General features: G+C 54.3%; 22 protein-coding genes and 1 riboswitch. Of the genes, 7 read left to right on the forward strand and 15 right to left on the reverse strand.

Annotated features, from left to right (window positions below):
* Positions 1-6: 6 nt before the first annotated feature.
* From VKV29_RS02390 to VKV29_RS02420, 7 genes are all read right to left on the reverse strand, one after another.
* On the reverse strand, positions 7-2,247 hold the full coding sequence (locus tag VKV29_RS02390; RefSeq protein ID WP_324199699.1) for a GumC family protein: 2,241 nt from the start codon (positions 2,245-2,247) through the stop codon (positions 7-9).
* 272 nt (positions 2,248-2,519) lie between these two features.
* The gene (locus VKV29_RS02395) at positions 2,520-3,701 is read right to left on the reverse strand and encodes a glycine C-acetyltransferase (RefSeq protein WP_324199700.1); all 1,182 of its coding nucleotides are present in this window, start codon (positions 3,699-3,701) and stop codon (positions 2,520-2,522) included.
* Positions 3,702-3,745: 44 nt separating this feature from the next.
* The gene (locus VKV29_RS02400) at positions 3,746-4,741 is read right to left on the reverse strand and encodes an ABC transporter ATP-binding protein (RefSeq protein ID WP_324199701.1); all 996 of its coding nucleotides are present in this window, start codon (positions 4,739-4,741) and stop codon (positions 3,746-3,748) included.
* Positions 4,738-5,937, reverse strand: a complete 1,200-nt coding sequence (gene lhgO, locus VKV29_RS02405; protein WP_343217325.1) for an L-2-hydroxyglutarate oxidase — start codon at positions 5,935-5,937, stop codon at positions 4,738-4,740. The genes VKV29_RS02400 and lhgO overlap by 4 nt, the downstream gene beginning before the upstream one ends.
* 10 nt (positions 5,938-5,947) lie before the next feature.
* Positions 5,948-6,523 carry a DUF1802 family protein gene (locus VKV29_RS02410; protein WP_324199703.1) on the reverse strand — a complete coding sequence of 192 codons (576 nt, stop codon included), beginning with the start codon at positions 6,521-6,523 and terminating at the stop codon, positions 5,948-5,950.
* On the reverse strand, positions 6,507-7,151 hold the full coding sequence (locus tag VKV29_RS02415) for an MBL fold metallo-hydrolase (RefSeq protein WP_324199704.1): 645 nt from the start codon (positions 7,149-7,151) through the stop codon (positions 6,507-6,509). The genes VKV29_RS02410 and VKV29_RS02415 overlap by 17 nt, the downstream gene beginning before the upstream one ends.
* Before the next feature lie 881 nt (positions 7,152-8,032).
* Complete coding sequence (locus VKV29_RS02420; protein WP_324199705.1) at positions 8,033-9,382, reverse strand: NAD(P)/FAD-dependent oxidoreductase; 1,350 nt, start codon at positions 9,380-9,382, stop codon at positions 8,033-8,035.
* 179 nt (positions 9,383-9,561) lie between these two features.
* Between VKV29_RS02420 and VKV29_RS02425 the strand changes: the two genes are divergently transcribed.
* The 7 genes from VKV29_RS02425 (at position 9,562) to VKV29_RS02455 (ending at position 17,077) form a co-directional block, all read left to right on the forward strand.
* Positions 9,562-10,542, forward strand: a complete 981-nt coding sequence (locus tag VKV29_RS02425) for a COX15/CtaA family protein (RefSeq protein ID WP_324199706.1) — start codon at positions 9,562-9,564, stop codon at positions 10,540-10,542.
* Complete coding sequence (locus tag VKV29_RS02430; protein ID WP_324199707.1) at positions 10,535-11,449, forward strand: heme o synthase; 915 nt, start codon at positions 10,535-10,537, stop codon at positions 11,447-11,449. The genes VKV29_RS02425 and VKV29_RS02430 overlap by 8 nt, the downstream gene beginning before the upstream one ends.
* 75 nt (positions 11,450-11,524) lie before the next feature.
* On the forward strand, positions 11,525-13,195 hold the full coding sequence (locus VKV29_RS02435; RefSeq protein WP_324199708.1) for a peptide ABC transporter substrate-binding protein: 1,671 nt from the start codon (positions 11,525-11,527) through the stop codon (positions 13,193-13,195).
* Between the two features lie 3 nt (positions 13,196-13,198).
* A complete protein-coding gene (locus tag VKV29_RS02440; RefSeq protein WP_324199709.1) occupies positions 13,199-14,134 on the forward strand; it encodes an ABC transporter permease in 936 nt (311 codons plus the stop codon).
* A complete protein-coding gene (locus VKV29_RS02445) occupies positions 14,134-15,048 on the forward strand; it encodes an ABC transporter permease (RefSeq protein WP_324199710.1) in 915 nt (304 codons plus the stop codon). Before VKV29_RS02440 ends, VKV29_RS02445 begins: the two co-directional genes overlap by 1 nt.
* 40 nt (positions 15,049-15,088) lie before the next feature.
* Complete coding sequence (locus VKV29_RS02450) at positions 15,089-15,907, forward strand: phytanoyl-CoA dioxygenase family protein (RefSeq protein WP_324199711.1); 819 nt, start codon at positions 15,089-15,091, stop codon at positions 15,905-15,907.
* A gap of 15 nt (positions 15,908-15,922) precedes the next feature.
* A complete protein-coding gene (locus tag VKV29_RS02455; protein ID WP_324199712.1) occupies positions 15,923-17,077 on the forward strand; it encodes a substrate-binding domain-containing protein in 1,155 nt (384 codons plus the stop codon).
* Position 17,078: 1 nt separating this feature from the next.
* On the opposite strand, the gene VKV29_RS02460 is transcribed toward VKV29_RS02455, so the two are convergent.
* The 8 genes from VKV29_RS02460 to VKV29_RS02495 form a co-directional block, all read right to left on the reverse strand.
* Positions 17,079-17,612 (reverse strand): hypothetical protein, encoded by a 534-nt coding sequence (locus VKV29_RS02460; RefSeq protein WP_324199713.1) that lies wholly within the window; start codon positions 17,610-17,612, stop codon positions 17,079-17,081.
* 244 nt (positions 17,613-17,856) lie between these two features.
* A complete protein-coding gene (locus VKV29_RS02465) occupies positions 17,857-18,204 on the reverse strand; it encodes a DUF190 domain-containing protein (protein ID WP_324199714.1) in 348 nt (115 codons plus the stop codon).
* A gap of 39 nt (positions 18,205-18,243) precedes the next feature.
* Complete coding sequence (locus tag VKV29_RS02470; protein WP_324199715.1) at positions 18,244-18,666, reverse strand: universal stress protein; 423 nt, start codon at positions 18,664-18,666, stop codon at positions 18,244-18,246.
* Positions 18,667-18,678: 12 nt separating this feature from the next.
* A complete protein-coding gene (locus VKV29_RS02475) occupies positions 18,679-19,857 on the reverse strand; it encodes a cation:proton antiporter (RefSeq protein ID WP_324199716.1) in 1,179 nt (392 codons plus the stop codon).
* A complete protein-coding gene (locus tag VKV29_RS02480; RefSeq protein ID WP_324199717.1) occupies positions 19,854-20,441 on the reverse strand; it encodes a cytidylate kinase-like family protein in 588 nt (195 codons plus the stop codon). Before VKV29_RS02480 ends, VKV29_RS02475 begins: the two co-directional genes overlap by 4 nt.
* A 17-nt stretch (positions 20,442-20,458) precedes the next feature.
* Positions 20,459-20,935, reverse strand: a complete 477-nt coding sequence (locus tag VKV29_RS02485) for an NUDIX domain-containing protein (RefSeq protein WP_324199718.1) — start codon at positions 20,933-20,935, stop codon at positions 20,459-20,461.
* Positions 20,936-21,114: 179 nt separating this feature from the next.
* A riboswitch (Fluoride riboswitch) is annotated at positions 21,115-21,196 on the reverse strand.
* 25 nt (positions 21,197-21,221) lie between these two features.
* A complete protein-coding gene (locus tag VKV29_RS02490) occupies positions 21,222-24,284 on the reverse strand; it encodes a beta-galactosidase (protein WP_324199719.1) in 3,063 nt (1,020 codons plus the stop codon).
* Positions 24,281-25,198, reverse strand: a complete 918-nt coding sequence (locus tag VKV29_RS02495) for a phytoene/squalene synthase family protein (RefSeq protein ID WP_324199720.1) — start codon at positions 25,196-25,198, stop codon at positions 24,281-24,283. The genes VKV29_RS02490 and VKV29_RS02495 overlap by 4 nt, the downstream gene beginning before the upstream one ends.
* Positions 25,199-25,860: the final 662 nt, after the last annotated feature.

Consider the following 25,860-nt stretch of genomic DNA (forward strand, 5'->3'; position numbering starts at 1 on the left):
AAGGTCTCATTCGTTTGACCCCTCCTCTTCCTGAGGAAGCGCGATCTCCTGTGTCGCGTTAGTCTCCGGCGCAAGGGAGGGGACAGCCGGTTTGCTCTTTTCCGGCGTGTGCCCGTTACGTGCGCTCTTACCATTCTGGCTGTAGTAATAGTAGCTGTGGTAATTTCGAGCGGTGCGCGTATCCGAGCGGTTGATGAAGAAAAGTAGCTTTTTCGGCTCGGCCGCGCGCAGCGCCTCTGCCGTCTCTAACGTTGTGACCTGATCGGCCATATCGAGACTGACCACCTGCAGAATACAGTCGCAGAGTGGCGCCAGAACCAGTGCATCGGCCACCACCGAACAGGGCGGCGTATCTATGAGAATAAGGTCTGCCTCCTTGCGAAGATGCTCTATCAACTCGGCCATCGTAGGCAGCGCCAGAAGATCGGAAGGATTCCGATCCGGTGTGCCGCTATGAAGAATGCTAAGATAGGGCGTATCGGAGCTAACAAGAGCATCCTCAGCGCTTACCGCACCGATCAACACCTCGGCCAGCCCGATCTTCTCGTTGGTTCGGAATATCTGGTTTATCGAGGGGTGTCGTAAGTCGGCATTCACAAGAATGACTCGTTTGCCGGCACGGGCTGCAGACCGAGCCAACGAGGCCACGGTGATGGATTTCCCTTCACCAGGAAGCGCGCTCGTCACCATAACCACCTGGCTGCCGCCCAGGTCTTCATGGCTGATGTCACGCAAAGCGAGTGCGAGGTTTGCTCGGGCTAAACTATAGGCTTCCGCAATAGGCCCTATCGCTTCACCCGACTCTAGCGCCCGCATCTGCGCACCGGATATACGTGGCAGCGTACCGATTACTGGGCCGGGCAGCATACGACGGGCAACTTTAAGAGACCGTACCCGACTATCGTTCTGCTCCAGTAGGAGCATGGTGGCGATGCCCAGCACGACGCCGATGAGAGCACCAAAAGCGTAGTTACGCCAAACAACGGGGCTAGAAGGATCTGAGGGTACCGTTGCCAGCTGGGCAATTTGAATATTCGGCTGGGCTGCAGCGCGGTTAGCATAGGCCGAATCGAGATTATTTTTCAACTGCTTATAGACGCCCTGTGCAGAGTCGAGATTCTGCGCCAGCTTTTGATATTGCTCATAAAGCAAAGGCAGAGTCTTCAACTTATTAGCAATTGCTGCTCGCTGTTCTGTCGCCTGGGCGAGTTGCTTCTGATCGGCCAGCAGCGTCACTAAAGCCTGACGATAGTTCTGTTGCAATTGAGTATGATTGTTCAGAGAAGGGATTTTGCTGTTAACGATGGCCGCTAAATCTCTATCAAGTTTCTCTTTAGCCATTCTTACACGGGCCTCATCGTTTGGAATGATCCCGGGATAGAGCGGTGTATACTTAAGCCTATCTTGTTGTAGCTGCTGCACAGCTGCATTATACTGTTGTTGGTCTTGTGAAATCGTTTCCGGGTCGATCACCGTCCGGTTTTTAACGATAGCATCGTTTTCCGCGGATAGCTGCTGCTTATAGAGCGAGTAGGTCTGCTGCTCGCCCGCGATTTTTGTTTCTAGCTGACGGATCGATTCTGACAGGTTGTTGTAGGAACTGAGAAGCGCCATCTGCTGGGCACCGATGTCGGTTAGCCCATACTTTTCTTTAAAACGCGTTTCTGCTGCCAGCGCCTGAGCGTATTTCTCTTTGGCCACAGCGGCACGTTGTGCAAGGTTGTTGATGGCGCTGGTAGCATACTCATCAACTAGTTCGCGCTTGTATTGCAGAAAGGCATGTGCTACAGCGTTTGTTAGCAAGGTGGCGAGTTGTGGGTCCCCGTAAGTAACCGAAATGGTAATCAATTGCGTGCCTTGCGGGTTCTCAACATCAAGTATCTTCAGGAAACGTTTGGTGGAAAGTTGAGGCACAACGAGGCCGTTGGAGTTTCTTTGAGCCCAATCAAGAGCACGAGCTGCCATCTGATCGGTCTGTAGCAGTTGCATTTCTGTTGCTGGGCTCTCCATCTGCACGGCATCACGCGTGTTTTGGTCTGCCCCAGCAAGCCCTGGCGGTTGCGGCTGTACCAACAGCGATGCCTGGGGTGACCACTCTCGAGGCATATACTTGGTAACCAGTGCCGTTACCCCTAAACATAGCGCCAAGACAACGACAAAAGCCCAACCCCGTCGCCACACGATTCCTAAGGTATCACGTGCGCTGGGTACGGGCGTTGCATCCACTATCATCTGAGGCGAATTCATCGGGTCAAATGCCTCCCTGCTATCAAAAGGATTTTCCTTCTTATACTCTTAATTTTCGCATTCCTCAGGGCTGGCCTCAGGAGAATGAAGAAAGCCGGTTCTGTCTCCCATGGCCTGTACCCTACACAGAGTGTTTGCACTTATGTATACTGCAATTTTCGTGCCAAATTTTTCGACGGCTCTCTGACCGACACATTTTCACGAAAATAGGCGAACTCTATTTTCGGCCAGAACGCACGACTCTTTAGACCGTAATAGTTACGGGCTGCCTGCTAGATAATTCCCAGCCGTTTTCCCACCTTTTCAAACGCCATGAGCGCATCGTCGAGATCGGCTTTGGTGTGCATAGCTGATGGCATGGTACGAACGCGCGCTTTCCCTTTCGCCACAGTTGGGTAGACAATGGCCAAAGCCATCACTCCCTCCTCAAAAAGCCCGTGCTGTAGCTGCTGCGCTCGGCCCTCGTCGCCAACCATCACCGGCGTGATGGGCGTTACCGACACCCCCGTATCGAAACCGAGTTTACGCAGCCCCTCTTTCCAGTAACGCGTATTCTCCCAAAGCCGCTCCGTTAGTGAACTATCGGTCTCCATCAGCTCGATGGCTGCTATCACAGCCGCCACAACGGCAGGTGGCTGCGCCGTGCTGAAAAGAAAGGGGCGTGCCCGTTGCGTAAGCCAGTCTATGAGGCGGGCGCTCCCCGCAATATAGCCACCCATCACTCCAACCGCTTTCGAGAGAGTGCCCAATTGAATGTCAATGCGTTCATGCACCCCATAGTGATAGGCCGTCCCTCGTCCGCCGCCCATAACGCCCGACCCATGCGCGTCGTCTACCATAACGGCGGCATCGTATCGCTCGGCCAACTCCACGATCTCTTTTAAAGGAGCTACATCCCCGTCCATGCTGAACACGCCATCGGTAATAATAAGCCTTTTCTTGGCACCCTGCGATTCTTTCAAGGCCTCCTCCAAGGCGTTCATATCGAGATGCTTGTAGATTTTGCGCTGTGCCTTCGAGAGGCGCACGCCGTCAATAATACTGGCATGGTTCAGCTCATCGGTAAGAATCACATCCTCCGCATCGGTTATAGTTGGAATCACCCCGGCATTGGCCGTGAACCCGCTTTGAAAGACCAGTACCGCCTCCACATGTTTGAACGCTGCCAAACGCCGCTCTAACTCCACGTGCAGGCTCATGGTTCCGATGATCGGCCGAACCGCCCCCGCCCCGGCCCCCCATCGCTCGACGGCGCGAATGGCCGCCTCTTTGACCTTGGGATGGTTGGCCAACCCAAGATAGTTGTTGCTGGAGAGGTTGATAACCCCCTTTTTTCCGTTGACGGTGATGCGCGCCTCCGAAGGAGTATCCATCACCACCAATGGTTTGTAGAGGTTCTGCTCCTTTAAGCCCTCTATCTGGGCATCAAGCCACCGCAATAGTGTGCCATTCATCCCTTTATCCTCTTTCCATACTTCCGCATAACGAAGCTCTATACTTATTGTAACGCATTAAGCGCTCCAGCGTAATGACAGGCCGCTTTGTGCCCCGTTTTAATTTCTTGCAGCAGGGGCACTTCCTGGGCACAGCGCTCCTGGGCAAAGGGGCAACGCGTGCGAAAGCGACACCCGCCGGGCACCTCGATGGGGCTGGGTGGCTCTCCCTCAAGCAGTTTTCGCGCACCACGACGCGATGGATCGGGGCGTGGAGCCGCCGCAAGGAGCATTTGGGTGTAGGGATGTAGCGGGCTTTGAAAGATAGCCTCCGTCGGCCCCTCCTCCACGATCACGCCTAAATACATAACGGCCACCCGATGCGCGCAATGCCCTACCATCGTGAGATCGTGGGAAATCAGCAAGTAGGCCATACCCAGGCTCTCTTGCAGATCGAACAGGAGATTGAGCACCTGGGCACGAATTGAGAGATCGAGCGCTGACGTAGGCTCATCCAAAACAAGCAGTTGAGGCTGCGTGGCGATCGCGCGCGCAATGCCGATACGCTGCCGCTGCCCCCCAGAAAACTCGTGCGGATAGCGCTCCGCAGCGGAAGAAGGCAATCCCACGCTCTCCAGGAGCCGACATACCCGTGCAAAACGCTCTGCCTTCGTTTCTACTAAACTATGCGCCTGCAACGGCTCGGCCACAATGTCGCCCACTAAAAGACGGGGGTTAAAGGCGGCGAAAGGGTCTTGAAAGACCAGGCCGATCTCACGACGTAATCGCCGTAAAGATTCCCCTTTCAGAGAGCGTACATCGTGTTCCAGAAACCGAATCTCGCCATCATCCGGCTCGATCAACCGCAAAAGGGCGCGCCCTACGGTGGATTTGCCGCAGCCACTCTCTCCCACAAGCCCCAACGTCTCGCCCTTCGCAATGGAGAGGTCTACGCCATCCACGGCGCGAATCCATGCACGTCGCCAACGCCCGCCTGTACGCTGCAGCGTGGAGAAGTGCTTCTTTAGCCCTCGTACCTGAAGCAGCGGCGATTGGCTCATCGTCTCCCCCAACCGGCAGGCACTCGATTTGCTATCTCCTGCCCAATAGCCAAGGAGGCCGTGGCCGCCGGTGATGGCGCATTGCAGACATGCAGAGCGTTGGGAGTCTCCAGAATAAGAAAATCGTCTACAAGCTTGCCATCGGGCGTGACCGCCTGCGCACGAACCCCGGCACCGTTAGGAATCAGGTCGCTCTCGCGGATATCCGGCACCATACGGCGGACGCTTTGCGCAAACAGAGCGCGATTCCTGGAACGCCGTATCTCTTGAAGCCCCTCTCGCATATGGGGCAATACAAGCCGCCAAAACCCCCTGTAGCCGATGCACTCCCAGCAGTCCTTAAGATTAAAATCGCTTCGCATGTAGCCTTCGCGCTTTAAACTTAGCACCGCATTGGGGCCGGCATGCACGTGGTCGTCTACCGTTCGGGTGAGATGGACACCTAAAAACGGAAAAGCAGGGTCGGGCACAGGGTAAATAAGCCCCTTGATGAGATCGGCGCTTGCGTTTTGCAGGGTGTAGTACTCTCCGCGAAAAGGGAGGATACGCACCGGCGGGCGTAAGCCGGCCAATTGCGCCACGCGGTCGCTGAAAAGGCCGGCGCAGTTGATAAGAAACCGGCAGCGAAAATCGCCTTGGCTCGATATCAGCGTTGTAGAGTTCGTCTCTGGCCGTACTCCCATCAAAAGCGTGTTCAAGTGCATTTCGGCTCCTCGCGCTTCCACCTCTTGGGCGTAGGCCCGGCACACCTGCCTAAAGTCCACCACACCGGTTGTCTCCACACGTAGCGCCGCCGTACAGCGCACGTAAGGTTCCCACCGCTTTGCCTCCTCTGCATTCAAAAACCGGGTTGGAATGCCGTTCTCCCTAGCTCTCTGCTGTAAATCTTTCAAACGAGGAAGTTCCGTTTCGTCGCAGGCCACAATCAGTTTGCCGCAAATACGATAGGGAATCGCGTGGCGATCGCAAAAGGCGATCAGAGCCTCCCGGCCTTGCTTGCAGAGACGTGCTTTCGCGCTTCCCGGGCGATAGTAGATGCCGGAGTGGATAACCCCACTATTGTGCCCAGACTGATGCGCCCCCCACTCGTTCTCCTTCTCAATAACCAAAAGGTTCGCAGAGCCAAATCGCTCTTGAAGGGCGAGGCAGGTAGCAAGGCCTACCAAACCGCCACCCACAACGGCAAAATCGAACATCGGCACCATTTTAGAACGACCGCGTCAAAATCGTTCGCAGCGCTTCACGCCGCCTCTCAAACTCCGTATTCGACAGCGCCGGCACGGCCCCTTCTGGGGAAATGGCTTTTTCAAGCGTAATCCAGGAGCGACAGCCCTCATAGGCCTTCAGAAAAGGCAGGACGCTCGGCTGGGGAAGCACATAGACACGCAACACAAGGAGGGTCAGCGGATCGTACGGGTTGAAATCGAAGCGTTGACGCACATACTCTGCGTTCCAGATATGCTCTTCGCAGGCGGCCATTACCTGTTCTTCAGAGCAAGCTTGAAAAACGTCGGTCACAACCGCATAGGAGGTGATCACAACCTGCCGAGGGTCTGAAGGCAACGAGAGCGCCTCAAACTCGCTCTTATAACGGTCTTGCAGCAGTTCAGCCCGCTGGTGTTCAAAAGTGGGAAACAGAAAGAATTCGGGGTAACGCGGTACGAAACGCCCCTCCTCCTCTCGCAATCCCCCTTTGCGAATCAGTAAGAGCTGCCGCCCCTCCTGCAGCGTCTTGCAGGCGAGCGCCCACTCTTTTAAGGCCCTATCATTCGCGTTCAACATGGCCTGATAAGCTCAGAAACGGATTATGCCGCCTCTCTTCACCGATGGTGGTCGGCTCTCCGTGCCCAGGCAGGACGCGGGTTTCATCCGGAAGTTTCAAGAGACGATTGTGAAGCGACGCCATCAGTTGTTCAGCCGATCCGCCTGGGAGATCTACCCTGCCGATACTTCCGCGAAACAGGCAGTCCCCAACAATGGCAGCATCCTCCACCAGAAACGTAACGTGTCCCGGTGCATGCCCAGGCGTATGCATTACTTTTATAGATAGCTCACCGAGCGGTAGCTCCTGACCATCTTCTAGTAGAATCTCCGGTTCTGGCGACGGTTCTACCTCTACCTGAAAAGCATTCGCCTGCTCAGGCACCGCGTGCAGCAGGTCTAGATCGTCTTTGTGAAGGGCGATGGGGGCACCCGTCCAAGCAGAAAAGAAGGCGTTGCCGGCCACATGGTCAAGATGTGCATGGGTATTCAGGATGTAGCGGAGGCTGTAGCCAAGCTGTTCTATTTCGGGAAGAAGTTGTTCACTTTCGAAGGAGGGGTCTACAAGCGCTGCCTCCCCGGTAACCTCGTCCACGATGAGGTAGGTATTGTTGTCCATTGGACCGAGTAGGTGGCGATAGATAGGCATTATCGTGCTTGCCTTTTCTGTGGGGTAAATTTCTTTGCACCGTGTGCAACACTGACCATAAGAACACGCAAACGGTGTTCTTTAGCTAAATTATACCCATTTCCCATAAAAATCGAGACAAGGGGGACTGTGGCCAGCATGGGGAATTGTCCCGTCACCCGACTTCCATTTGAAGACCACCGTCCATCAGTTTCAGAGCCTTCAATAGCAACTCCCCTTACCGCTATCGCCCTGCACAAGGGGACTTAGAAACAGCAATGAGCAATTAGGGGCAGGCCTGCCTCCTCCCCCGGCAGAGGGCGGGACACCTCGCGGTAAGCGTCCTAGCGGTGAACACCTCAGCGGCCTGTGTCGTTCCCTTGATCGTCTCTTTCTCTGGCCGCTGCGTTGCTGTCCGCGAGGACGAAAGGATGGGATAGGGGGGCGAACAAGACGGGCTTGCTGTACCATTTGTCTCTAGAACCGTAAAGCCAACAGTCTCTAGTCTCTATAGCCCTACCCCCTCAGAACCTGTGGGGATTGAAACGCAAGATTTCTCGCCTTCGGCTCGAAATGACATTCGTATTACCGGCCCTTCAAGGCACACGTCCTTTCCCTCAGCACTTTCTCAAGGCACATGCACTTCCCCTCAGTGAAGACGAAACGAAAAGACCTCTCAGCTTCGCTTCGAGGTGACATGATCGCCGACACCCTTCTCCCCAAGGCCGACTCAGGGTTCCCCAGAAAATCTTGAGATTTTTCTGGGGCAGGGCGCCCTTCCCCTCTTGAACCCTCGTTAACCGACCCTGAAGTCCTACCGCTCACCAGGGTAAGGGAAACCGCCGACCTTAGGAGGTGGTTCGTTGACAGTTTCTTTTGTCAACCAGGGTCTTTTGAGGAATTTATCGTCTTGTTATCGCTTCGCCAGGTTTCTCTGGAGTTGACTCGGGAGCAGAGGCTGCCCAGCGACGCACGATAAGCCGTGCCCCACGTCCATAGGTAAAGTAGGCCCTTGCCCAGTTGAGCATCACCAATAGCCGGTTGGCAAAGCCGATGAGGAAATAGATATGTACGCCCAACCAAAGCGCCCACGCCACGATCCCCTTCAGGCGCACCGCAGGGAAACCGCCTCCTTTCTCTCCTCGATAAAACACAGCAAACTGACGCCCCACGGTGGCAAGGTCTCCTTTATCAAAATAGCGAAAAGCGGGCGGTTGAGGCCGCCCCTCCACCCGGGCACGTATTACTTTGGCTACATAGGTCCCCATTTGAATGGCAGTTGGCGCCACCGCCGGGAGGGGCCTGCCATCTTGCTCAAAATAGGCGGCATCGCCGATAATGAAAATTTCTGAGTGGCCCGGCACGCTGAGATCGGGGGCAACTTTGGCGCGTCCTACGCGGTCGGTTGGGGCGCCGACCCAACGGGCTGCCGGAGAGGCCATGTTGCCGGCCGACCAAATAACGGTATGCGCAGAGAGACGCTCTCCGCTCTCCAGCATCACGCCCTCTTGGTCAATGTGCGTTACTTTAACATCGGTTCTCACCTCGACGCCGTTCTGTTCCAAAAAGCGCGCAGCCGCAGCGCTCAACTCAGGCGGAAAGCCAGGGAGGATGCGCGGCCCGGCTTCAACAAGCACAATGCGCGCAGAACGCGAGTCGATGTGGCGAAAATCACGTATGAGCGTAAAGCGTGTCATCTCGGCGATCTGCCCGGCCATCTCCACACCGGTTGGCCCCCCTCCTACCAGCACAAAGGTTAACCAGCTCACACGCGCTTCCGCATTCTCTTCCATCTCGGCCATCTCGAAAGCTGTTAGAATGCGCTGACGCACCTCCATTGCATCGGCGATCTCTTTTAGCCCAGGTGCAAACCGCTCCCACTCCTCATGGCCGAAGTAGCTATGCCGTGAGCCGGTCGCCAACACCAGCATGTCGTAAGGTATCTCGCCCCTATCGGTTAGAACACGGCGACGCTGTGTGTCCACCCCGATCACCTCGGCCATCATCACCTCCGTATTCTGCTGACGGCTTAAAACAGAGCGAATGGGGGCGGCGATCTGTTCGGGAGAAAGGCCAGCGGTCGCCACTTGATAGAGCAGCGGCTGAAATAGGTGATGGTTGCCTCTATCTACAAGCGTTATGGTAACCGGCACCTTTTTCAAGGCTTTGGCCGCATACAGGCCTCCAAACCCACCACCAACGATCACCACTCGCGGTCTATCCTTCTTATTGCTACCGTTCGTGAATACCATCTTGCTACTGCTCCACCAATTGTTTATTACCTACTACTACGCTTTGCCCTCAAGCCTCGATACCAATTCGTGAAATTTTTCGCAAACTGGCCGAATAAGGACGATAAAAGCCTTTGTTTGAAGGTAGAATAGATTAGAAGATCTTAAAAAGAGCTGAGGGCGCACGAAAGAAGGACTGAATGAAGTTTCAAGCTCGACAACATTGGAGAGCGCTATCCGACCAGCTTGCCCAAACAAGAAGCCACTTCTCCACCTATGCGTGGATCGTGCTCGGCTACAATATCTTGGTGATCGTCTGGGGGCAGGTGGTACTCGCTTCAGGGTCGGGAGATGGTTGCGGAGATCGTTGGCCTCTTTGCGGTGACCATCTCATTCCCACCTTCAAACGGCTTGCAACCCTCATCGAGTACCTTCATCGTCTCTCAACCGGTGTAGATACGCTGCTCTTGCTGATCCTGGTCGCTTGGGCTTTTCTGGCATTTCCCAAACGCCACCCGGCGCGTTTTGGGGCATTGCTAGCCATTCTCTTCACTTTCTTCGAGGCGCTTCTCGGCGCTATCCTCGTTCTCTTCGGCCTTGTAGACAGGAACACCTCAGTGGCGCGCGTTATCGCCATGTCGGCTCATCAGTCCAACACACTGCTTCTATTGGCCTCTATCGCTCTTACCGCCTGGTGGGGCTCTGGAGGGGCACGGATACAGTGGAGCAATCAGGGCATCGTGGCCAAATTGCTGTTGGGTCTGCTCATCACCGTGCCCATCGTGGCCATTAGCGGTGCCATCGCAGGGCTTGCCGATACGCTCTACCCTTCGCATAACTTAGCCCAGGCCATCGGCGACGATTTTCGCAGCGGAACCCCCTACCTCGTCCATCTACGGGCGTTCCACCCGTTCTTGGCCATTCTTGTGATGGTTTTTGCCTGCTACGCGGCCTCGCGCATCTGGCAGTTGAGGCCCACTCTGCATACGAAACGCTATGCGCAACGGGTATATCTTCTTTTTCTTATCGAACTGACGGCCGGTGTCATCAACCTCAGCCTGCTGGCACCCATCTGGGCGCGCGGCCTCCATCTTCTTATTGCCGATCTGCTCTGGGTTAATGTGGTGCTGCTGGCTGCGGCCGCCCTACCAAAACACTATGTCACTACACGAAATGCATGAATCTGTTTATCTACCGGAAGCCGCTACCGTGCGCGGAGAGCGCACGGTAAGTTGGCGCAGCTACCTTGCACTTACCAAACCGCGCATTATTAGCCTATTGCTCTTTACGGCGCTTACAGCGATGTTCATCGCTTCCGATGCGCAGCATCCGGTTACGTGGGCGGCTTTCTTGGCCGTAGCCATCGGCGGCTATATGGCCGCCGGAGCCGCCAATACCTTCAACATGTTGATAGACCGCGATATTGATGCCACCATGATCCGTACCGCCGAACGCCCCACCGTTACTCAAGAGGTATCACCTCGCAACGCATTCCTCTTTGCCGTTGCCCTTACAGTAGGCTCCTTTGGGTTGCTCTGGGCGGTTACCGGGCTGCTCTCTGCCCTCATGGCTTTCTCCGGCCTGCTCTTCTACGTTGTTATCTACACAGTGCTTCTAAAACGACGCACGACCCAAAACATCGTTATCGGAGGGGCGGCCGGCTGCTTCCCCCCGTTGGTGGGTTGGGCTGCCATCACACATCATCTCACCCCCATAGCCTGGCTGCTCTTCGCCATCATCTTCTTCTGGACTCCGGTGCACTTCTGGGCACTTGCCTTGCTCATTAAAGACGACTATGCGCGTGCCGGCGTCCCGATGCTGCCGGTAGTTCGCGGAGATAAAACCACGGTAGATCAGATCGCTCTCTACACCATCCCAACGGTTCTTACCACTCTGCTCCCTCTCAAAATCTACGCGTTAGGAACGTTCTATCTCATTAGCAGCGTGCTTATCAATGTAGGGCTTATCTACTACGTCTACCGAATCCATCAAAACCCATCACGCCCACAAGCGCTTTGGCTGTTCAAATACTCCATGATCTACCTCGCCCTCATCTTTTTGACGATGGCCATCGCTCGGCACATTTAACCAACTCCTTGAAGCCGCTATAATATAAGCGGTTTTGGGTTAAGCCTTCAAACTCTTTAGAGGAGCGTTGTATTCGTGCCGCATAGCCATTCCGAAGAAAACAGAATCTTACCCCTCTCTCGTCGAGAGGCCCTCTTGATGGGAAGTGGTGGACTTCTCTCCATTCTCACCGGCTGCACCACCGGGCGCAGCCAAAACGCCACCGAACGGCGAAACGCGCTTCGCTATCCTCTTACGTCCCCACCGACCACCCTCGACCCTGCTACCGTTCAAGATGGTACTACCATTGACCTGCTTCAGAACATCTATGAAGGCCTTGTTATCTGGAACACTAAAAGCGAGGTTGTGCCTGGTGTGGCCGAGAGATGGGAGGTTAGCAACGGAGGGCGCACCTATACCTTTCATCTCCGGCGCGGCGTACGATTCCATAATGGGCGCGAGGTCACCGCGGCAGATTTCAAGTACAGCATAGAGCGCGCTTGCGACCCGGCCACCAACTCTCAAACCGCCTACACCTACCTAAACGACATCGTAGGGGCTCTCGACTGTAGGGCAGGAAAGGCAAAAGGCGTGTCCGGGGTAAAGGTGCTCGATCCCTATACTCTTCAGATAACTATCGACTCACCGAAATCCTACTGGCTCGATAAGATGACCTATCCGACGGGCTACGCCGTATGTAAAGAGGCCATTGAACGCACCGGCGGCACCATTGACGCCACCTCAGCCGTAGGTTGCGGCCCGTTCCGCATCGCCTCCCCTCAAGATTACCGCAGCGACTATCGCATTGTGCTCACCGCCTTTGCAGACTATCATGGAGGCAGCCCAAAGCTTTCCCATATTGTTCGTCCAGTTCTTACCGATGCCTCCACACGCCTCAACCAGTATGAGGCAGGCGACCTCGACCTGGTCGGCATCGCCCCATCCGACCTCGACCATGTGAGCCAAGACCCCAAACTCAAACCCGATCTGCATAGCTTTCCACGGGCGAGAATATGGTATTTAGCGTTGAACCAAGCGGCGGCCGGTTCCCCCTTTGTCAGCAAGCCGGTGCGTGTTGCCTTCAATATGGCCATTGACAAGCAGGAGGTCGTGCGGGTTGCTTTGAAAAACGTGATGACACCGGCCAACAGCATTGTGCCCCCCGGCATGGGAGGCTACATGCCAACGGCCAAGCCCATCCCCTTTAACCCCTCACAGGCGCGCGTGTTGTTGGCACGAGCCGGCTATGGGCCGGGCGGAAAGCCGTTTCCTGCGTTGGCGCTTACCTACCGCAACGATATGCCGGAGGTCGCTGCTGCCGCCCAGGTGGTAGCTTATCAGCTAAAAAACAACCTTGGCATCACGGTGCAGTGCCAAGGCATGGACTGGGGACAGTTTTTGAAAGAGAGCGACCAGAAAACGATGCCTTTCTCGCTGGCCAGTTGGGGGGCCGACTACCTCGACCCACAAGACTTTCTCTCCGTGCTGTTGCATACAAGCCATAAGGTTAACGGCATGGAAGACCATCCCTACAACGATGTGGGTTACAGCAACCCCACGTTCGATGCCCTTTGCGATGAGGCCGACGGCGAGCTAGACCGAGCAAAACGCTATGCCCTCTATCAAAAAGCGGAACAGATCGCCCTCGACGACTGTCCCTGGGTGCCCCTCTATTTTCAACGCGACCTTGAACTGATTCGCTCCTATGTGCATGGCATTCGCGACAGCCTTCTCGGGCACCTACCCTATACCACCACCACGGTCTAGCCCATGTTGCTCTACATCCTACGCCGGCTTGCCGTAGCCGTTCCGATGGTGTTGGCCATTGTGTTCATCGTGTTCGTTGTCGCTCGCCTTGCTCCGGCCAGTCCTATTGATATCATTCTGGGCGGCAAGGGCACCCCCCAAGCACGACGGGCTTTAGAGCACGCCTACGGGTTAGACCGCCCCATCCTGGCTCAGTTCGGAGCCTATCTTGTCGGGCTGCTACATGGCGACTTAGGCCGTTCATTCGTACATGGGCAAGAGCCGGTTAGCCGCATTTTCGTGCGCGATTTTCCGGTCACCGCCCAACTCGCTCTTCAGGCTTTTCTCTTTACATTTCTGGTAGGGGTGCCTGCCGGTTTGCTGGCCGCCTACTATCATAACTCCTGGTTTGACCGAGCCTTAATGGCCGTTGTTGTATTGCTCGTTTCCGTGCCCTCCTTTGTGCTGGGCCCTCTTTTGGTGCTCTTCATTGCGGTACGGCTCGGCTGGCTACCTGTTAGTGGATGGGACACACCGGCCAGCACCATCTTGCCGACCGTTACCTTGGGCGCGCGTTCGGCAGCGCTCGTGGCCCGCATGATGCGCTCCTCGCTGTTGGAGGTTCTTCAACAAGACTATATTCGTGTGGCCTTGGCCAAAGGGCTTACGCGCGCACAAGCCGTGTGGCGTCATGGCCTGAAAAACGCCTTTCTGCCGGTTCTCACCGTTTTGGGAACGACGCTAGGCTACCTTCTGACCGGCTCCTTCGTGGTAGAGACCATTTTTCAGGTGCCGGGCATAGGTTACGAATCGGTGCGCTCTATCTCAGCACGCGATTACCCCATCATTCAAGCGACCGCCTTACTTGTCGCATTGATCTTCGTGGCCGTGAATCTGCTCGTTGATATTCTTTACGGCTGGTTTGATCCGCGCGCCCGCCTTACAGGAGGTTCCTCTTAATGACGGCAGAAGAGCTATCTCCCTACAAAGCCATTAGTCCAGGCCGGCAAGCCTTGCGGCGACTGCTGCGCCATCGTGTGGTTTGGTTTTGTTTGGCCACTATCTTTTTGCTCACTTTTATGGCTCTCTTCGCGCCGCTTATCGCCCCCTATCGTTACGACTTTGAGGATACGACGCGCTACTTCTCTGTCCCATCAAAACCGGACGGCCATCACTTGCTTGGCACCGATAACTTGGGCAGAGACATCCTAAGCCGTCTCATCTATGGCTCCAGGGTCTCGTTGGGGGTCGGCATCGTAACTGTGCTGCTTGAGGTGTTGATCGGCCTACCGCTCGGCCTTATAGCCGGCTATTATGGAGGCAGAATCGATTCGCTCCTCATGCGTCTTACCGATGTGATGTTTGCCTTCCCCGATCTCCTGCTGGCCATTTTGCTTATGGCAATTCTCAATTCAGGAACTCAGCCCGTCCCGCCTACCTTGAATGTGCTGACCCTCTTCTTCGCATTAGGCATTGTGAGCTGGCCCCCCCTCGCGCGACTGGTGCGTGGACAGGCCGCCGCCCTGCGCCATCGCGAATTCGTTGAGGCAGCGCGCGCCATTGGCGTACCCAATTGGCAGATCGTTTGGCGGCATATTCTGCCGAACCTGCTTGACCCTGTATTGGTACAAACCACTCAGGATGTTGCCGGTGTCATTATTGCCGAAGCCACGCTGTCGTTCTTAGGCCTTGGTGTGCAGCCCCCCTATCCGAGTTGGGGCCGTATGATCTTTGACGCTCTTCCCTACAAAGAGACTTTCCCGCTGATGCTTATCGCGCCCTGCATTCTCTTGGCGGTGGCCGTAATGGCTTTCAACTTTCTCGGTGACGCCCTGCGCGACGCGCTTGACCCACGTCAACGCGGAATAAAATAGGATATAATGAGAGTACATCACCGCCTTACTCAGGAGTATCATGATGCTTGCTGAAGAGCAGGTCGCCTTTTTCAAAGAGCATGGCTATTTGGCCCTGCCGGAGTTTTGGACGCCACGCGAGGTGGCCGCCATGCAAGCCGAAGTCGAGCGCTTTAAGCGGGAAGGTTTGTTGCGCAATGTTACCACCGAGGGCGATGGAAAAACCCACTCCAAAACCCGCCAAAACCTTCAACTGTGCCCCATGGCCGACAAAAGCCCTCTTTTTCGAGCGCTCCCCTTCGAGCCGAAAGTTGTAGAGGCTGTTCGACAGCTTATTGGAGACCCCGTGCTGCTTCATCTCGACCAGATTTTCCTTAAACCGGCTCATCATGGGACCGGCACCAATTGGCACCAGGACAACGCCTATTTTGCCCTTGAAGACCCGCTTAAAGGTACAGCGCTCTGGATAGCCGTACACGAGGCCACGGTGGAGAACGGCACCATGCATATCATCCCAGATGCCTTCCGTGAAAAGCTGCCTCATAGCCGCGATCCGGAAAGTGACCATCACATCCGCTGCTATCCACCGGAGGAGAGGGCCATTCCCATCGAGTTGCCTGCAGGTGGAGTTGTCTTCTTTGCCTATGGTACTCCACATTGCACCAAGGCGAATCACTCCGATAAGGAGAGAGCCGGTGCCGCGTTTCACTTCCATAACGGCAACTACGCCGCCGATGGTGGCTATCCTCTCGAAAGGCGCATTCCTCTCACAGGTCCCGAAACGGATGACGGCACACGTACGTATGGTAAACGAGTGGCAAACACGTGGCAAGAGGAGGTAGAGCGCGCCCTTCAACTTGCGCAAGCCTATGGTGAATAAGGAGACGGTTATTTCATGGCGCCTCGGCGGGAAACAGAGTATAAAAAGGCTCAGCTAAAGGCCTATATTCGTGAGGAGTGTCTTCGGAATCAAGCCCAACCCAATAAACTGTTACCGCCAGTACGTGAGCTTGCCGATACGTTTGGTCTTTCAGCTATGCTAGTTTGGCAAATTCTTAAAGAGCTGGAAGCCGAAGGCCTCATCTACACCATACCCCGTGTAGGCACCTTTATAGGCCCTCCAACACAGCCTCCCGCCGAATTTTATCTCATGTTGGTTCGCAGGTTAGAGCGCTCTCAGTGGCACGCCTGGCAAACGCGAGAGGGGTTTGAAGAGCGCATTGCCGCCTTAGGCGGTGCCACCCTGGTTTTAACCCACGAAATGTTTGCCAAATGCACACACAGCAAGCAGCTGCCCCCGCTGGCCGGTATCTTCTATTTCGATGAGGAGAACCCCATCTGGCCGCAAGAGGCCAAAATGCGCCGGGTGCCCAAGGTACAGTTCCGCTCCTCAAATGCCTTTCTTCGCATGTGCGACCACGTTTCCTTTGACGATCGCGATGGAGGGCGAAGGGCAACGCAGCATCTTCTTCAACTGGGGCATCGCAGCATCGCTTTTCTTGGGCTTCATAAAAACGAACTCGACCTCGTGTTCGACTGGTCTGTGCAGCGCGAAGCAGGGTGGAAAGAGGCCATTCTCCAGGTTGGGCTATCGCCTCAAGGACTGGCCTATCATCCACCAGAGAATCTCTCTTATCAAACGGTTTACTCTATGGAAGCCCTCGCCTACGCAGCCGCCCAACCCCTTGTGCGGCGGGAAGACGTTACGGCCGTAGTCTGCGCCAACGATTCGGCGGCGCTTGGGCTTCTTCGTGCCCTACACACCGCCAACATCCCCCACAATCGCTGGCCGGCTATCGTAGGCTTCGACGATCAGCCGGAAGTGGCCATTCATAATATCTCCTCTTTTCGTCTGCCTTGGCACCAAATAGGACGTACAGCCGCCGATATTTTGTGGGAAAGGCGTCATAACCTGTTAACCGGCAGTTTCCAGCATCGTTACGTTACCATGGTTCTCATTCAACGACTTACTTCGCCTGTTCAATGGTCGCATTCTGCCGATCGAGCTGCCCTTACCCTCCTAGAAACGGCGCTAGACCCCGCCAATTGACTTAACGGAAAAAGAGCTGCCAGCTGTTATTGGTGAGAGACGCCTCGGCGTAGAGTTGCCTATCTGCAGGGTTGTCTGAAGAGGCGGGCACATAGAAACGCACATGCAGGAAGCCGTAGCGATTTGCATAGGGCACAATAGCCTTCTCAAACAGGGTGGTTAGGGCGTTCGGATCGGCTCCTGAAAGTTGAACAATAAGAACGGTGCGATCGGTGTCGGCGTAGGCTTGTTGCACAAGACCGTTGGAGGCAGAGCGTAGCCAGTCGTAGTAGGGTGCCCGCCGGTTTTCGCGAGCGATGTCGTTCTGCTGCTCTTGGCTTAATGGAGGAGGAATGTTAGGCGGTTGCTGTGCGGAAGCGCTCGGCGCAACGGCAGAGCTTGGAGCAGCCGAAGATGCGGTGGCAGGTGCACTTGTGGTAGGCACCGGAGGATTGAGTTTTGTAGAGGTCATGTGCAGAAAGCGCGGTGCCAATAGCCAATAAGCCACCAGCCCCGCCAGTGCCGTGAGAAGCAGAAAACCCACCGCCCGTGCCATACCCCCATTGTACCTTTAAGGTGCTGTCCTTCGATTCGGCAACGAACCGTAGGCCGTAAGAGGTTCAACGCTAGCCCCAGTGTACTATAGGCCACTTAACGGGCGCTCTACTGCATCATTGAGATGCAACGTCAATTTTAAAGTGGAAATATATCAACCATCCCTATTTATGTAAAGACGTGACAACTCTTTAAGGGTTGCTTTTTTAGAATCTCTTAAGGTTTAGGTTTCCCATAAGCAGCATCTATGAACTAGCACTTGGGGAATGAACGTATTTTACCACCTCACAACTTTGCAAAGTGATTAAACCTTCAGTTACCATTTCTTCAAGTGTTTGCAGGAATATATCTACCCTTTCTGCTATATCAGTGATCTCGATCCGTACCGGGCGATCAGAAGATAAGGCCAGCGCCGATTCATGATGAATGAGGCTATTTGCTCCATAGCCCTCGATTCCTTCGACCACTGTAGCCCCAGCAAGCCCCTCCTGCTTTGCTTTCTGCACAATGGCTTCGTAAAGTGGCAGTCCATGCCATTGATCTGACTTCCCCACATAGATACAAACATGTTTAGCTTTCCCCTGAATTCTCATAGATACCTCCTAGTAGTTTGCACACCTTTGCTCCCTTCATCACTTCACCACGATCACGCTGCAAGGGGCATTCAGTACCAAGCTGCGCGAGGTGCTGCCGAAAATGCGTTCAGCAATGGCTGAGTGCCCATGAAACCCTACAAGAAGAGTATCGAAGCCGTTGTGAAGGATATACTCAATAACTGTTCGAACTTCATGTCCAGGCACCACTGTCGTATGCAGTTGCACCCCCTCTCGTTGTGCCGAAGCCTCTGCTTCTCTATTCAACTGCTCAAAATAGACATCTCTTTGTGCCTTAACAACTTCGATCTCTTCAATTGTTGCAGCATACTTTGGTAGGTCTTCCTCAACGGTAATCGAGTACAGATCTACAGAAAAGGCCTTTGCCAGAGCGATGCCGGCCTGAAGCGCCTTTTTGGCTCCATCAGAGCCATCGTAGGCTACAAGAATTCTACGAAACACCTTTGATTCCTCCTAATTTCCAGAAGATGGCTGGGTAACCAACGTTTTTTTCTCTACTACCTCCGCTTCAGGCGGGATCTCAACCTGGGGTCGGAAGAAGGTCTGGGCGATCATGGTAGGAACAAGCGCGCTCCCGATAACTACCGTCACCAAGACTGTGTACTGAACCTGGTTGATATAGTGATGGGTAAGGCCAAAAAGGGCCGATATGGTGCCAAATGTAAGACCTGTTGACATCATACCTGTCGTATACGAGGCTACCCTGCCTCGTAGACCAAACGCCAAACAAGTTGGGTAAACCCCAATAACCTTTGCAATCATTTTAACCAGAAACAGTAACACAGTAAGGCCTATACTAGTCCATAAAGCACCTAAAAGCACATAAGAGCCAGCCTTGAGAAAATAGAAGGGTGTAAGCATGGTAAAAACTGTCGAGCGCATATGCTCCACTACTCGTTTATTGCTTTGTAGCACTGAAGCTACCACAAGCCCGAGAAGATAGGCAGTTAACACGGCTTCGCTATTGACCTCCGCTGCCAACCCCCCCAAGAAAAACAAGAGAAGGAAGAGAAACTTGATCTCCGGCTCACTCACGTGGCGCTGAAAACTACCAAAAAACCACCGAGTAGCCTTTGGCGTCACCATGAGTACTCCTGTAGTGACGATGACAAACAGAAGAAGCCATACATTGTAGTTTGCAAAAGCGATCCCCAGTGCTAGCACCGTCCCTAGGTCATTAACAAAACAGGCAGCCAGGATCACTTTGCCTATCTCTGTTCGATTAAAGCCTGTCTCTATCATAACCGCATAGACAACAGCTACAGAAGTGGTAGAGAGGGCTATACCACAGATCTGAGCTGCGTTTGGATTCCAGTGCGCTATGTAGAGTGCATAGGCCCAAGCTCCGAGAAATGGTGCGAAAAATCCCACTAAGCCAATGGCAATACTTTCCTTCCAGTGCCGCTTTAAAACCTCGGGTTCTAACTCAGCACCAGCAAGAAAAGTAAGCATAACACTACCGAAACCAGCAAGAAAGTTAACCCACTCGGTTACTTGCAGATGTAGGGCATTTCCTCCCAGAATGCCGAAAAGAATTTCGGTAAGCGCTACCGATATGGCCAGACGCACTGAGACAATAGAAGCCGCAAGAGCTAAAGCCATCCATAGGGCCGCAGTAAGCCATACATTCATTGTGTATCCTCCTCCTGCTTCTCCCAGCGTAGTCGGGCAAGCGTAACGAGCAGTTCTATTGTAGTGAGAATGCCTAGGCGAGAGGTGTTACAAACGAGGTGATAGTTTAGGGGGTTTTCCCAGTCGGCTTGAAAATAGTGCCGATGAAAAGAGGCCCTGTCGTGATCGCTCTGACGAATAATCTCCCGTGCAGGTACTTCATTTACCCATCGTATCTCCATAACTCGCTGGATACGAAAGGCCATATCCGCTATCAGCCGTACATGAATGGCATCGGCATCTTTGAGAATAAAATTGCCTCCGCGCCCAACTAGAATCACATTGCCCTTCTGTGCATATGCCATGAAGATGCGCTGAAGCGCATGAAAATATTTCTCTGCCTCGAAAGGATGTTGCCAAGATTCCAGCAAGCCCGGAGCGCGTTCATCGTAGTGAACTACGCGTGGCATCGTAATGCCTGTCTCTGCTACCGCCTGATCAAGCAAATTATGGTCTACATACTCCCATCCGAGGCGCTCCGCCACCGCCCGAGCAATGGTGGTTTCTCCCGCTCCAAGTTGACGCGAAATGGTGATGATACCCATATCCTTTACCTCCTCCCTCAGGGGTTATTGCTCCCTTCCATGGTTTTCCAGACATTACCAAGATAGTTGGTGGTTGTTGAGACACCATGCCCCAGTACGCCTAAGAGAGCTTCAGTAATAGGTGGGTAAAAATCCAATGTTGATAACGCTCCTAAAGGTATCCATGCCATCTCATCGTTGAGTTCGTCTATTTGCTTGCCATAACCGACTATAGGTGCCCCCTCTTGGGAGTAAGCTCGAAAAATGAGGTTAATGATGTGCACTACGCCAGCCTCTTCATCCGAAATTGTATCGGTAACGAAGAGTAGCGGCCCCATAATCACCCTTAATCCCGTCTCCTCCTCGATCTCGCGGTACAGACACCGCTCTAAAGTTTCACCTTCTATTACCCCTCCACCAGGAAACGTCCAGTAGCTACGCCCACGGCGTCTGTGGCGCACAAGTAACAGCTTATCTTCCGAAAGAATGATCGCGGCAACCCGAACTTTTATCATGCGAAACTCCTTGATTGGTGAGGCCCAGAAGATGAGACGGAGGTATTACTGTAGAGAGGCCACGGCAGAGGGCCGCTCACGTACAGCAGCGCCTGCATCGTCCTTCTTCCGACCTTTTCGGCTACATTTCGATCTTTGTGAGAGGCCAGAAGCAACAAAAACTCCTGACCTTACTCATTGTAAGGCCAGGAGCCATCAGCTCGCCAAAGAGCGGTTTAGGCGAATCATGTCGCCAGGGCGGTCTCCATCGCCCGTTAGAAGCGTGCTTACCTATAGATACGTTTTGTTATGGCACCGTGTTGCGCATAAGGTTCCTTTTTAACGCGACCGCAAATCTCTTCGTCGTGCCAAATGAAAGTTTTTCTTCCGACTCCAGCTGGTAGACCATACGGCTTGCAGCCTGCTCGATCCACAGGTGCGCCTCTGTGGGAGCGTACCCCTTCTCGTCGAACACCAACAGCTCGTTAACGCCCGGCTTCAGCCAGCATTCGGGTAAGTAGTAGCCGTCTATAGGTACCTTCTCCGGATAGCGGCCTAAATTATGGCCGTTAAGCCACACAAATCCACGCGAAAGCCCCCGCGTGGAGAAACGCAGGATGGGATGAGGGCCAACTTCTCTGGGAGGGGTAACGATAAAAGTCGCCCGATAAAACGTCGGCACATCGGTCGCCTTCGCTGCCGGCCAAGGTCGCCACAGTGCTTTCGATAGACTGCCTTCATCCACACCTCCATGCATTGCCCAATGCTCTACCGGCCAAACCTCATCGTCTTGTAACACCCGCAGGGTCACCGGCCCCATAATCCCTCCAGGCCCATCCGTGTTTTGCACCCGAACGGCCAGTAGGTTGGCACCTTGTACATTCCACGCCGCATCCAAATTGACATCGAACGGCGAACCCCACCCTTCATGATGGAACAAGAACTTCCCGTTAAGGTAGATATCTCCATTGTCATCTACATTCTCAAAATGCAGCAGATGGTGCGCTCCAGGAATATCGGGTAAGGAAGCAACCGCCCAAACATAGCCACGGCGCCCATGAAAAAGGTCTTCACCTGTCTTGGCCGTTTGCCAATGACCTGTATCCACTGCTTCAGGAACCGCCGATTTTTGGTCAGTAGGCATCCAATACCATTGCTCTATAGGCGTGCCCCTGAAAGAGCCAGCCATCAGGATCACCGGTCCTTTCAGCCCCTTTACATCCACCACGTCGAGCGGCCCGAGATAGGAGAAACGCTTCGGCCGCCCATAATGCGCGGTGAGCACGGCCAAAGTAACGTGCCCCGCCGGAAGGTTTACGATGATGTCATGGCTGACGGGATGATCGGTTCGCGGGACGATGCGGCTTTCGGCGGCCTTATGCCCGTTAACAAATACATCCAGCCAGTCGCCCCCATCGCTAAAGTGCAGCGTATAGACGCCGGCTTTCGGCACCTGCAGGGTGGTACGATACCAGGCATAAGCCCCATTATAGCCATCTGCTCCCATCTCTATGGGGTCGCGGCTCTTAAGCCAACCCTTTGTGGAGTAGTCGGGCGCGGCCTCTCTATCGGCCAACAGCGCCTGCCACCCGGAGAGTTTAGGCGCCACCTGAAAGTTCAACGGAGAGACGGGAAGGGGCTGAGCCATCAGCTTGCTAGGCAGGAGCGTTGGGCCATAAACGCAACTTGCCGCATCTACCGCATCCGGCGATACCCCTGCCGGACGCTCCGCATTCACGAGAAGATGCCCATTCTTCAAATGCACTTCGCCAACATAGCGTGGGCCGAGGATCACGTAGTGGTGCCCGGCCACTTCCACAAACCAAGTGCGGTCGGCGGTCTGTTCTCTTACCGCTAAAACCCGCACGATTCGCTTACCTACCTCAAAGGCATACGTTTCTGCGCCCACCGCCGGATAGTGGGGCACAACGGTCAGCGTGTCTCCTGATACGCTTATCGCCTGTTTACCTAAAATCTGTCTGGCCGGAGCGCCCGATATCCGAAACACCAACGGCTCGGTTGCGTCCTTTCCTATAGGGCCGTTGACCACCAGCGTCGTAATATTTGCCTGCTGGCAAATGGCGTAGATTCGCGCAAGCCCCAACTGCAAGGTCACATTTGGAAGCAGCGTATAATGGAGGATGATAGGCCGAATTTCCCCCGGTGCTACCTCCAGATTCTGCGTCACCTCATTTCCTTCCAGAGACAGCGCCGTAGTTTGAACTGTATTGCCGGGGTTATCTAAAAAGAGAAGGGTACCCGCCTGAGCGGTTCGCGCCGTCACACGAACGACCGGATTACTTGCGCATTGGGCATAGTTTTCAGTGGCGTTGTCGCTATCTTCTAGAATAGACGCAAAGCTTCGTGCAAACCATGCCGCGCGCTTAAACTGATAGTAGATAGGCCGCAGATCGCCTGCTTGGCCGATGGCGCCGGCGTAGTCGTAGCTGGCTGCGTCTTCATCGTTATTGGTATAGCCAAAGTTCGAGCCGCCGTGCAGCATGTAGTAGTTGTAGCCGTTGCCTCCATAGGCGATTATCTTCCATGTGCCTCGTGTGAAATAGCGCTCTCTGTCGGGCGGCAAAGCGCCATAGAGGTTGTACCAGCCTGGCCAAAACTCCGTACAGTACCATGGGCTGTTGCGCCCGGCGCTGCCCCATGGCTCATTGCCGGCCGGGTCGGAGGAGTGATGAAGCCCACTAAAGAAGAAAGGCACCTGAATGCCATCTTGAACGGCTTTGTTATACAAAAACCGGAAATAGGAGTTCGGCATGTCCGTACCCCATCCCAGCGGATGTTCGTTTTCTAACTGTACCAGAATAACGGAACCACCGTGATTGATCTGGTTGCTTGCAACAATAGGCAACAGTTTATCAAAAAAACGGCCCACCTCTTTCTCGAAGGGAGCATTTGGTTCCCGCACGCGCAGGCCCGGCACGAAGCGTAGCCAGACCGGGTAGCCTCCGCTATCCCATTCGGCACAGTAGTAAGGCCCTACGCGACATGTGGCGTACATGCCCATTTTTTTTACAAGCTTTAGGAAAGCATCGAGATCGGCCGGCCCCTCAAAATTCCAAACTCCTTTTTCCGGTTCGTGCACATTCCAGAAGAGGTAGCTTTGCACCGTGTTGAACCCTGCGCGTTTCATACGAAGCAGACGATCGGCCCAAAGAGCACGCGGCACACGAGTATAGTGCATGCTACCGGAAACAATAAATGTGCGCTTACCGTGAATGAGAAACCCTTTCCCATCTATATCAATGAAAGGTTTTGCTGCCGGAGTCGGCGGAAACATCGAGTCGTTTGCAGAGGCCGTTAATGGCAAAAGCGCCACGAGAAGCCCCAAACAGAGTAAAGAAAACCGATTCATTCTTTCTCCTTAAGCTCCAAAGCTCGGTGCTGACGAACCCATGCCTCCAGCACATACTGCACTTTTTTCAAAGTGCTCACGCGCGCACGATGTGAAAAGACATCGTAGTTGTTCCGTTCGATCTCATCTAAAATTCCTCGATAGATGCGGTACATGATGGCGAATGTCGGTTGCGCCTCCTTCGATAAGAAGGGGAGCAGCTTTTTGGCCTCGGTATAATAGTGGCGCGCGCGCTCCACCTCGAAACGCATGAGAGCCAGAAAGGCATCGGAAAGAGAGCGCTTTCCAATATCGGCTTCAGAAACGCAAAAGCGCCGCATATCCTCTTGAGGAAGATAGATGCGTCCGCGGTCGTAATCCTCGCCGATGTCGCGGAGAATATTCGTGAGCTGAAAGGCGATGCCGCAGGCCTCGGCGTAACGCAGGGCTTTACCCTCCGTCGAATCGAAGCCCCAAATGTAGAGGCATACAAACCCCACAACGCAAGCCACCCTATAGCAGTAGAGGTAGAGATCGTCCCAAGTTTCGTAACGGGTATGGGTCAGGTCCATTGCCGTACCTTCGATAAGCTCGTAGAAAAACTGGACAGGGATGTGATAACGGCAGACGGTATCGTGAAAGGCCGGTAGGATAAGGCTGTCTCCATAATCGCCCTCAAGAGCGCGATCCAGAGCGGCCCGCCAAGCTTGAATGGCCTCGAACCTATCTGTGATGGCAGCCTCATCGGAAACGTCGTCACTATAGCGCATGAAAGCGTAGACCGCACACATGGCAGCGCGTTGCGCCGGTGGCAGCGCCACAAAGGAGTAGTAGAAGTTACGTGCTTGCGACCGCGCGATCCGTTCGCAATAGCGATAAGAGGCTTTAAGACGATCTTCCATAGACCGGTAAGAAGGCCTGTCGGACTGAGGCATCGCTCTCCAAAAACCCCAAAATTGCTGGATAAGTTTACCCGATCTGGCATAAAGCCCCTGCTTTTAGCCGCTACCCTTTTCTCATTCTCATCTCGCCCTCACCTTTCAAAAAGACGCCCTATTGGCAAGAGCACCATCGCTCGGCATCTGAGGAGACCAACAGGCCAACTCTCAATTTCCTTTGACTAGCAATCTCTTGGTTAATCCTCCAGGTGGCAGGCCTTGTGCCTGCCCAACAAAAATAACCATCAATGAAATGAGAAGGCCTCTCATCTTCGCTTCGAGGTGACATGGGGCGCCGACGCCCTTCACCTACAGAGAGAGGGAGACCAGCAAGTTCACTATCCGTTTTTCTTTGATAAGCTGTCATCTGGAAACTAGCCACTGCCGCCCCCTTTCTCCCTAATAGGGGGGAAAGGCCGGGATAGGGGGCGAGCAAGACAAGCTCATTCTGCTAACTGCCTCTAGAACCGTGAGATTGTCAGCCCCGCCCTCTCCCCCTCAGAACCGATGGGCAGTGAAACTCAAGATTTCTCGCCTCCGGCTCGAAATGACAGTTGTTCATCTCGTCTTCGGCTCGAAATGACAGTCGTATCACCGACTCGTCAAGACCGTCAGCCCCCTACCCGCGCCTAAGCCACTCTTCCCCCACAAAGCTTGAT

Origin of the sequence: Chthonomonas sp., assembly GCF_035294165.1 — a bacterium.
Taxonomy (GTDB): domain Bacteria; phylum Armatimonadota; class Chthonomonadetes; order Chthonomonadales; family Chthonomonadaceae; genus Chthonomonas.

What these genes read in the sequence shown, in the direction of transcription:
- VKV29_RS02390 (WP_324199699.1), bottom strand. Translation starts at nt 2,247, where the DNA reads ATGAATTCGCCTCAGATGATAGTGGATGCAACGCCCGTACCCAGCGCA.
- VKV29_RS02395 (WP_324199700.1), bottom strand. Translation starts at nt 3,701, where the DNA reads ATGAATGGCACACTATTGCGGTGGCTTGATGCCCAGATAGAGGGCTTA.
- VKV29_RS02400 (WP_324199701.1), bottom strand. Translation starts at nt 4,741, where the DNA reads ATGAGCCAATCGCCGCTGCTTCAGGTACGAGGGCTAAAGAAGCACTTC.
- lhgO (WP_343217325.1), bottom strand. Translation starts at nt 5,937, where the DNA reads ATGTTCGATTTTGCCGTTGTGGGTGGCGGTTTGGTAGGCCTTGCTACC.
- VKV29_RS02410 (WP_324199703.1), bottom strand. Translation starts at nt 6,523, where the DNA reads ATGTTGAACGCGAATGATAGGGCCTTAAAAGAGTGGGCGCTCGCCTGC.
- VKV29_RS02415 (WP_324199704.1), bottom strand. Translation starts at nt 7,151, where the DNA reads ATGCCTATCTATCGCCACCTACTCGGTCCAATGGACAACAATACCTAC.
- VKV29_RS02420 (WP_324199705.1), bottom strand. Translation starts at nt 9,382, where the DNA reads ATGGTATTCACGAACGGTAGCAATAAGAAGGATAGACCGCGAGTGGTG.
- VKV29_RS02425 (WP_324199706.1), top strand. Translation starts at nt 9,562, where the DNA reads ATGAAGTTTCAAGCTCGACAACATTGGAGAGCGCTATCCGACCAGCTT.
- VKV29_RS02430 (WP_324199707.1), top strand. Translation starts at nt 10,535, where the DNA reads ATGCATGAATCTGTTTATCTACCGGAAGCCGCTACCGTGCGCGGAGAG.
- VKV29_RS02440 (WP_324199709.1), top strand. Translation starts at nt 13,199, where the DNA reads ATGTTGCTCTACATCCTACGCCGGCTTGCCGTAGCCGTTCCGATGGTG.
- VKV29_RS02445 (WP_324199710.1), top strand. Translation starts at nt 14,134, where the DNA reads ATGACGGCAGAAGAGCTATCTCCCTACAAAGCCATTAGTCCAGGCCGG.
- VKV29_RS02450 (WP_324199711.1), top strand. Translation starts at nt 15,089, where the DNA reads ATGATGCTTGCTGAAGAGCAGGTCGCCTTTTTCAAAGAGCATGGCTAT.
- VKV29_RS02455 (WP_324199712.1), top strand. Translation starts at nt 15,923, where the DNA reads ATGGCGCCTCGGCGGGAAACAGAGTATAAAAAGGCTCAGCTAAAGGCC.
- VKV29_RS02460 (WP_324199713.1), bottom strand. Translation starts at nt 17,612, where the DNA reads ATGGCACGGGCGGTGGGTTTTCTGCTTCTCACGGCACTGGCGGGGCTG.
- VKV29_RS02465 (WP_324199714.1), bottom strand. Translation starts at nt 18,204, where the DNA reads ATGAGAATTCAGGGGAAAGCTAAACATGTTTGTATCTATGTGGGGAAG.
- VKV29_RS02475 (WP_324199716.1), bottom strand. Translation starts at nt 19,857, where the DNA reads ATGAATGTATGGCTTACTGCGGCCCTATGGATGGCTTTAGCTCTTGCG.
- VKV29_RS02480 (WP_324199717.1), bottom strand. Translation starts at nt 20,441, where the DNA reads ATGGGTATCATCACCATTTCGCGTCAACTTGGAGCGGGAGAAACCACC.
- VKV29_RS02485 (WP_324199718.1), bottom strand. Translation starts at nt 20,935, where the DNA reads ATGATAAAAGTTCGGGTTGCCGCGATCATTCTTTCGGAAGATAAGCTG.
- VKV29_RS02490 (WP_324199719.1), bottom strand. Translation starts at nt 24,284, where the DNA reads ATGAATCGGTTTTCTTTACTCTGTTTGGGGCTTCTCGTGGCGCTTTTG.
- VKV29_RS02495 (WP_324199720.1), bottom strand. Translation starts at nt 25,198, where the DNA reads ATGCCTCAGTCCGACAGGCCTTCTTACCGGTCTATGGAAGATCGTCTT.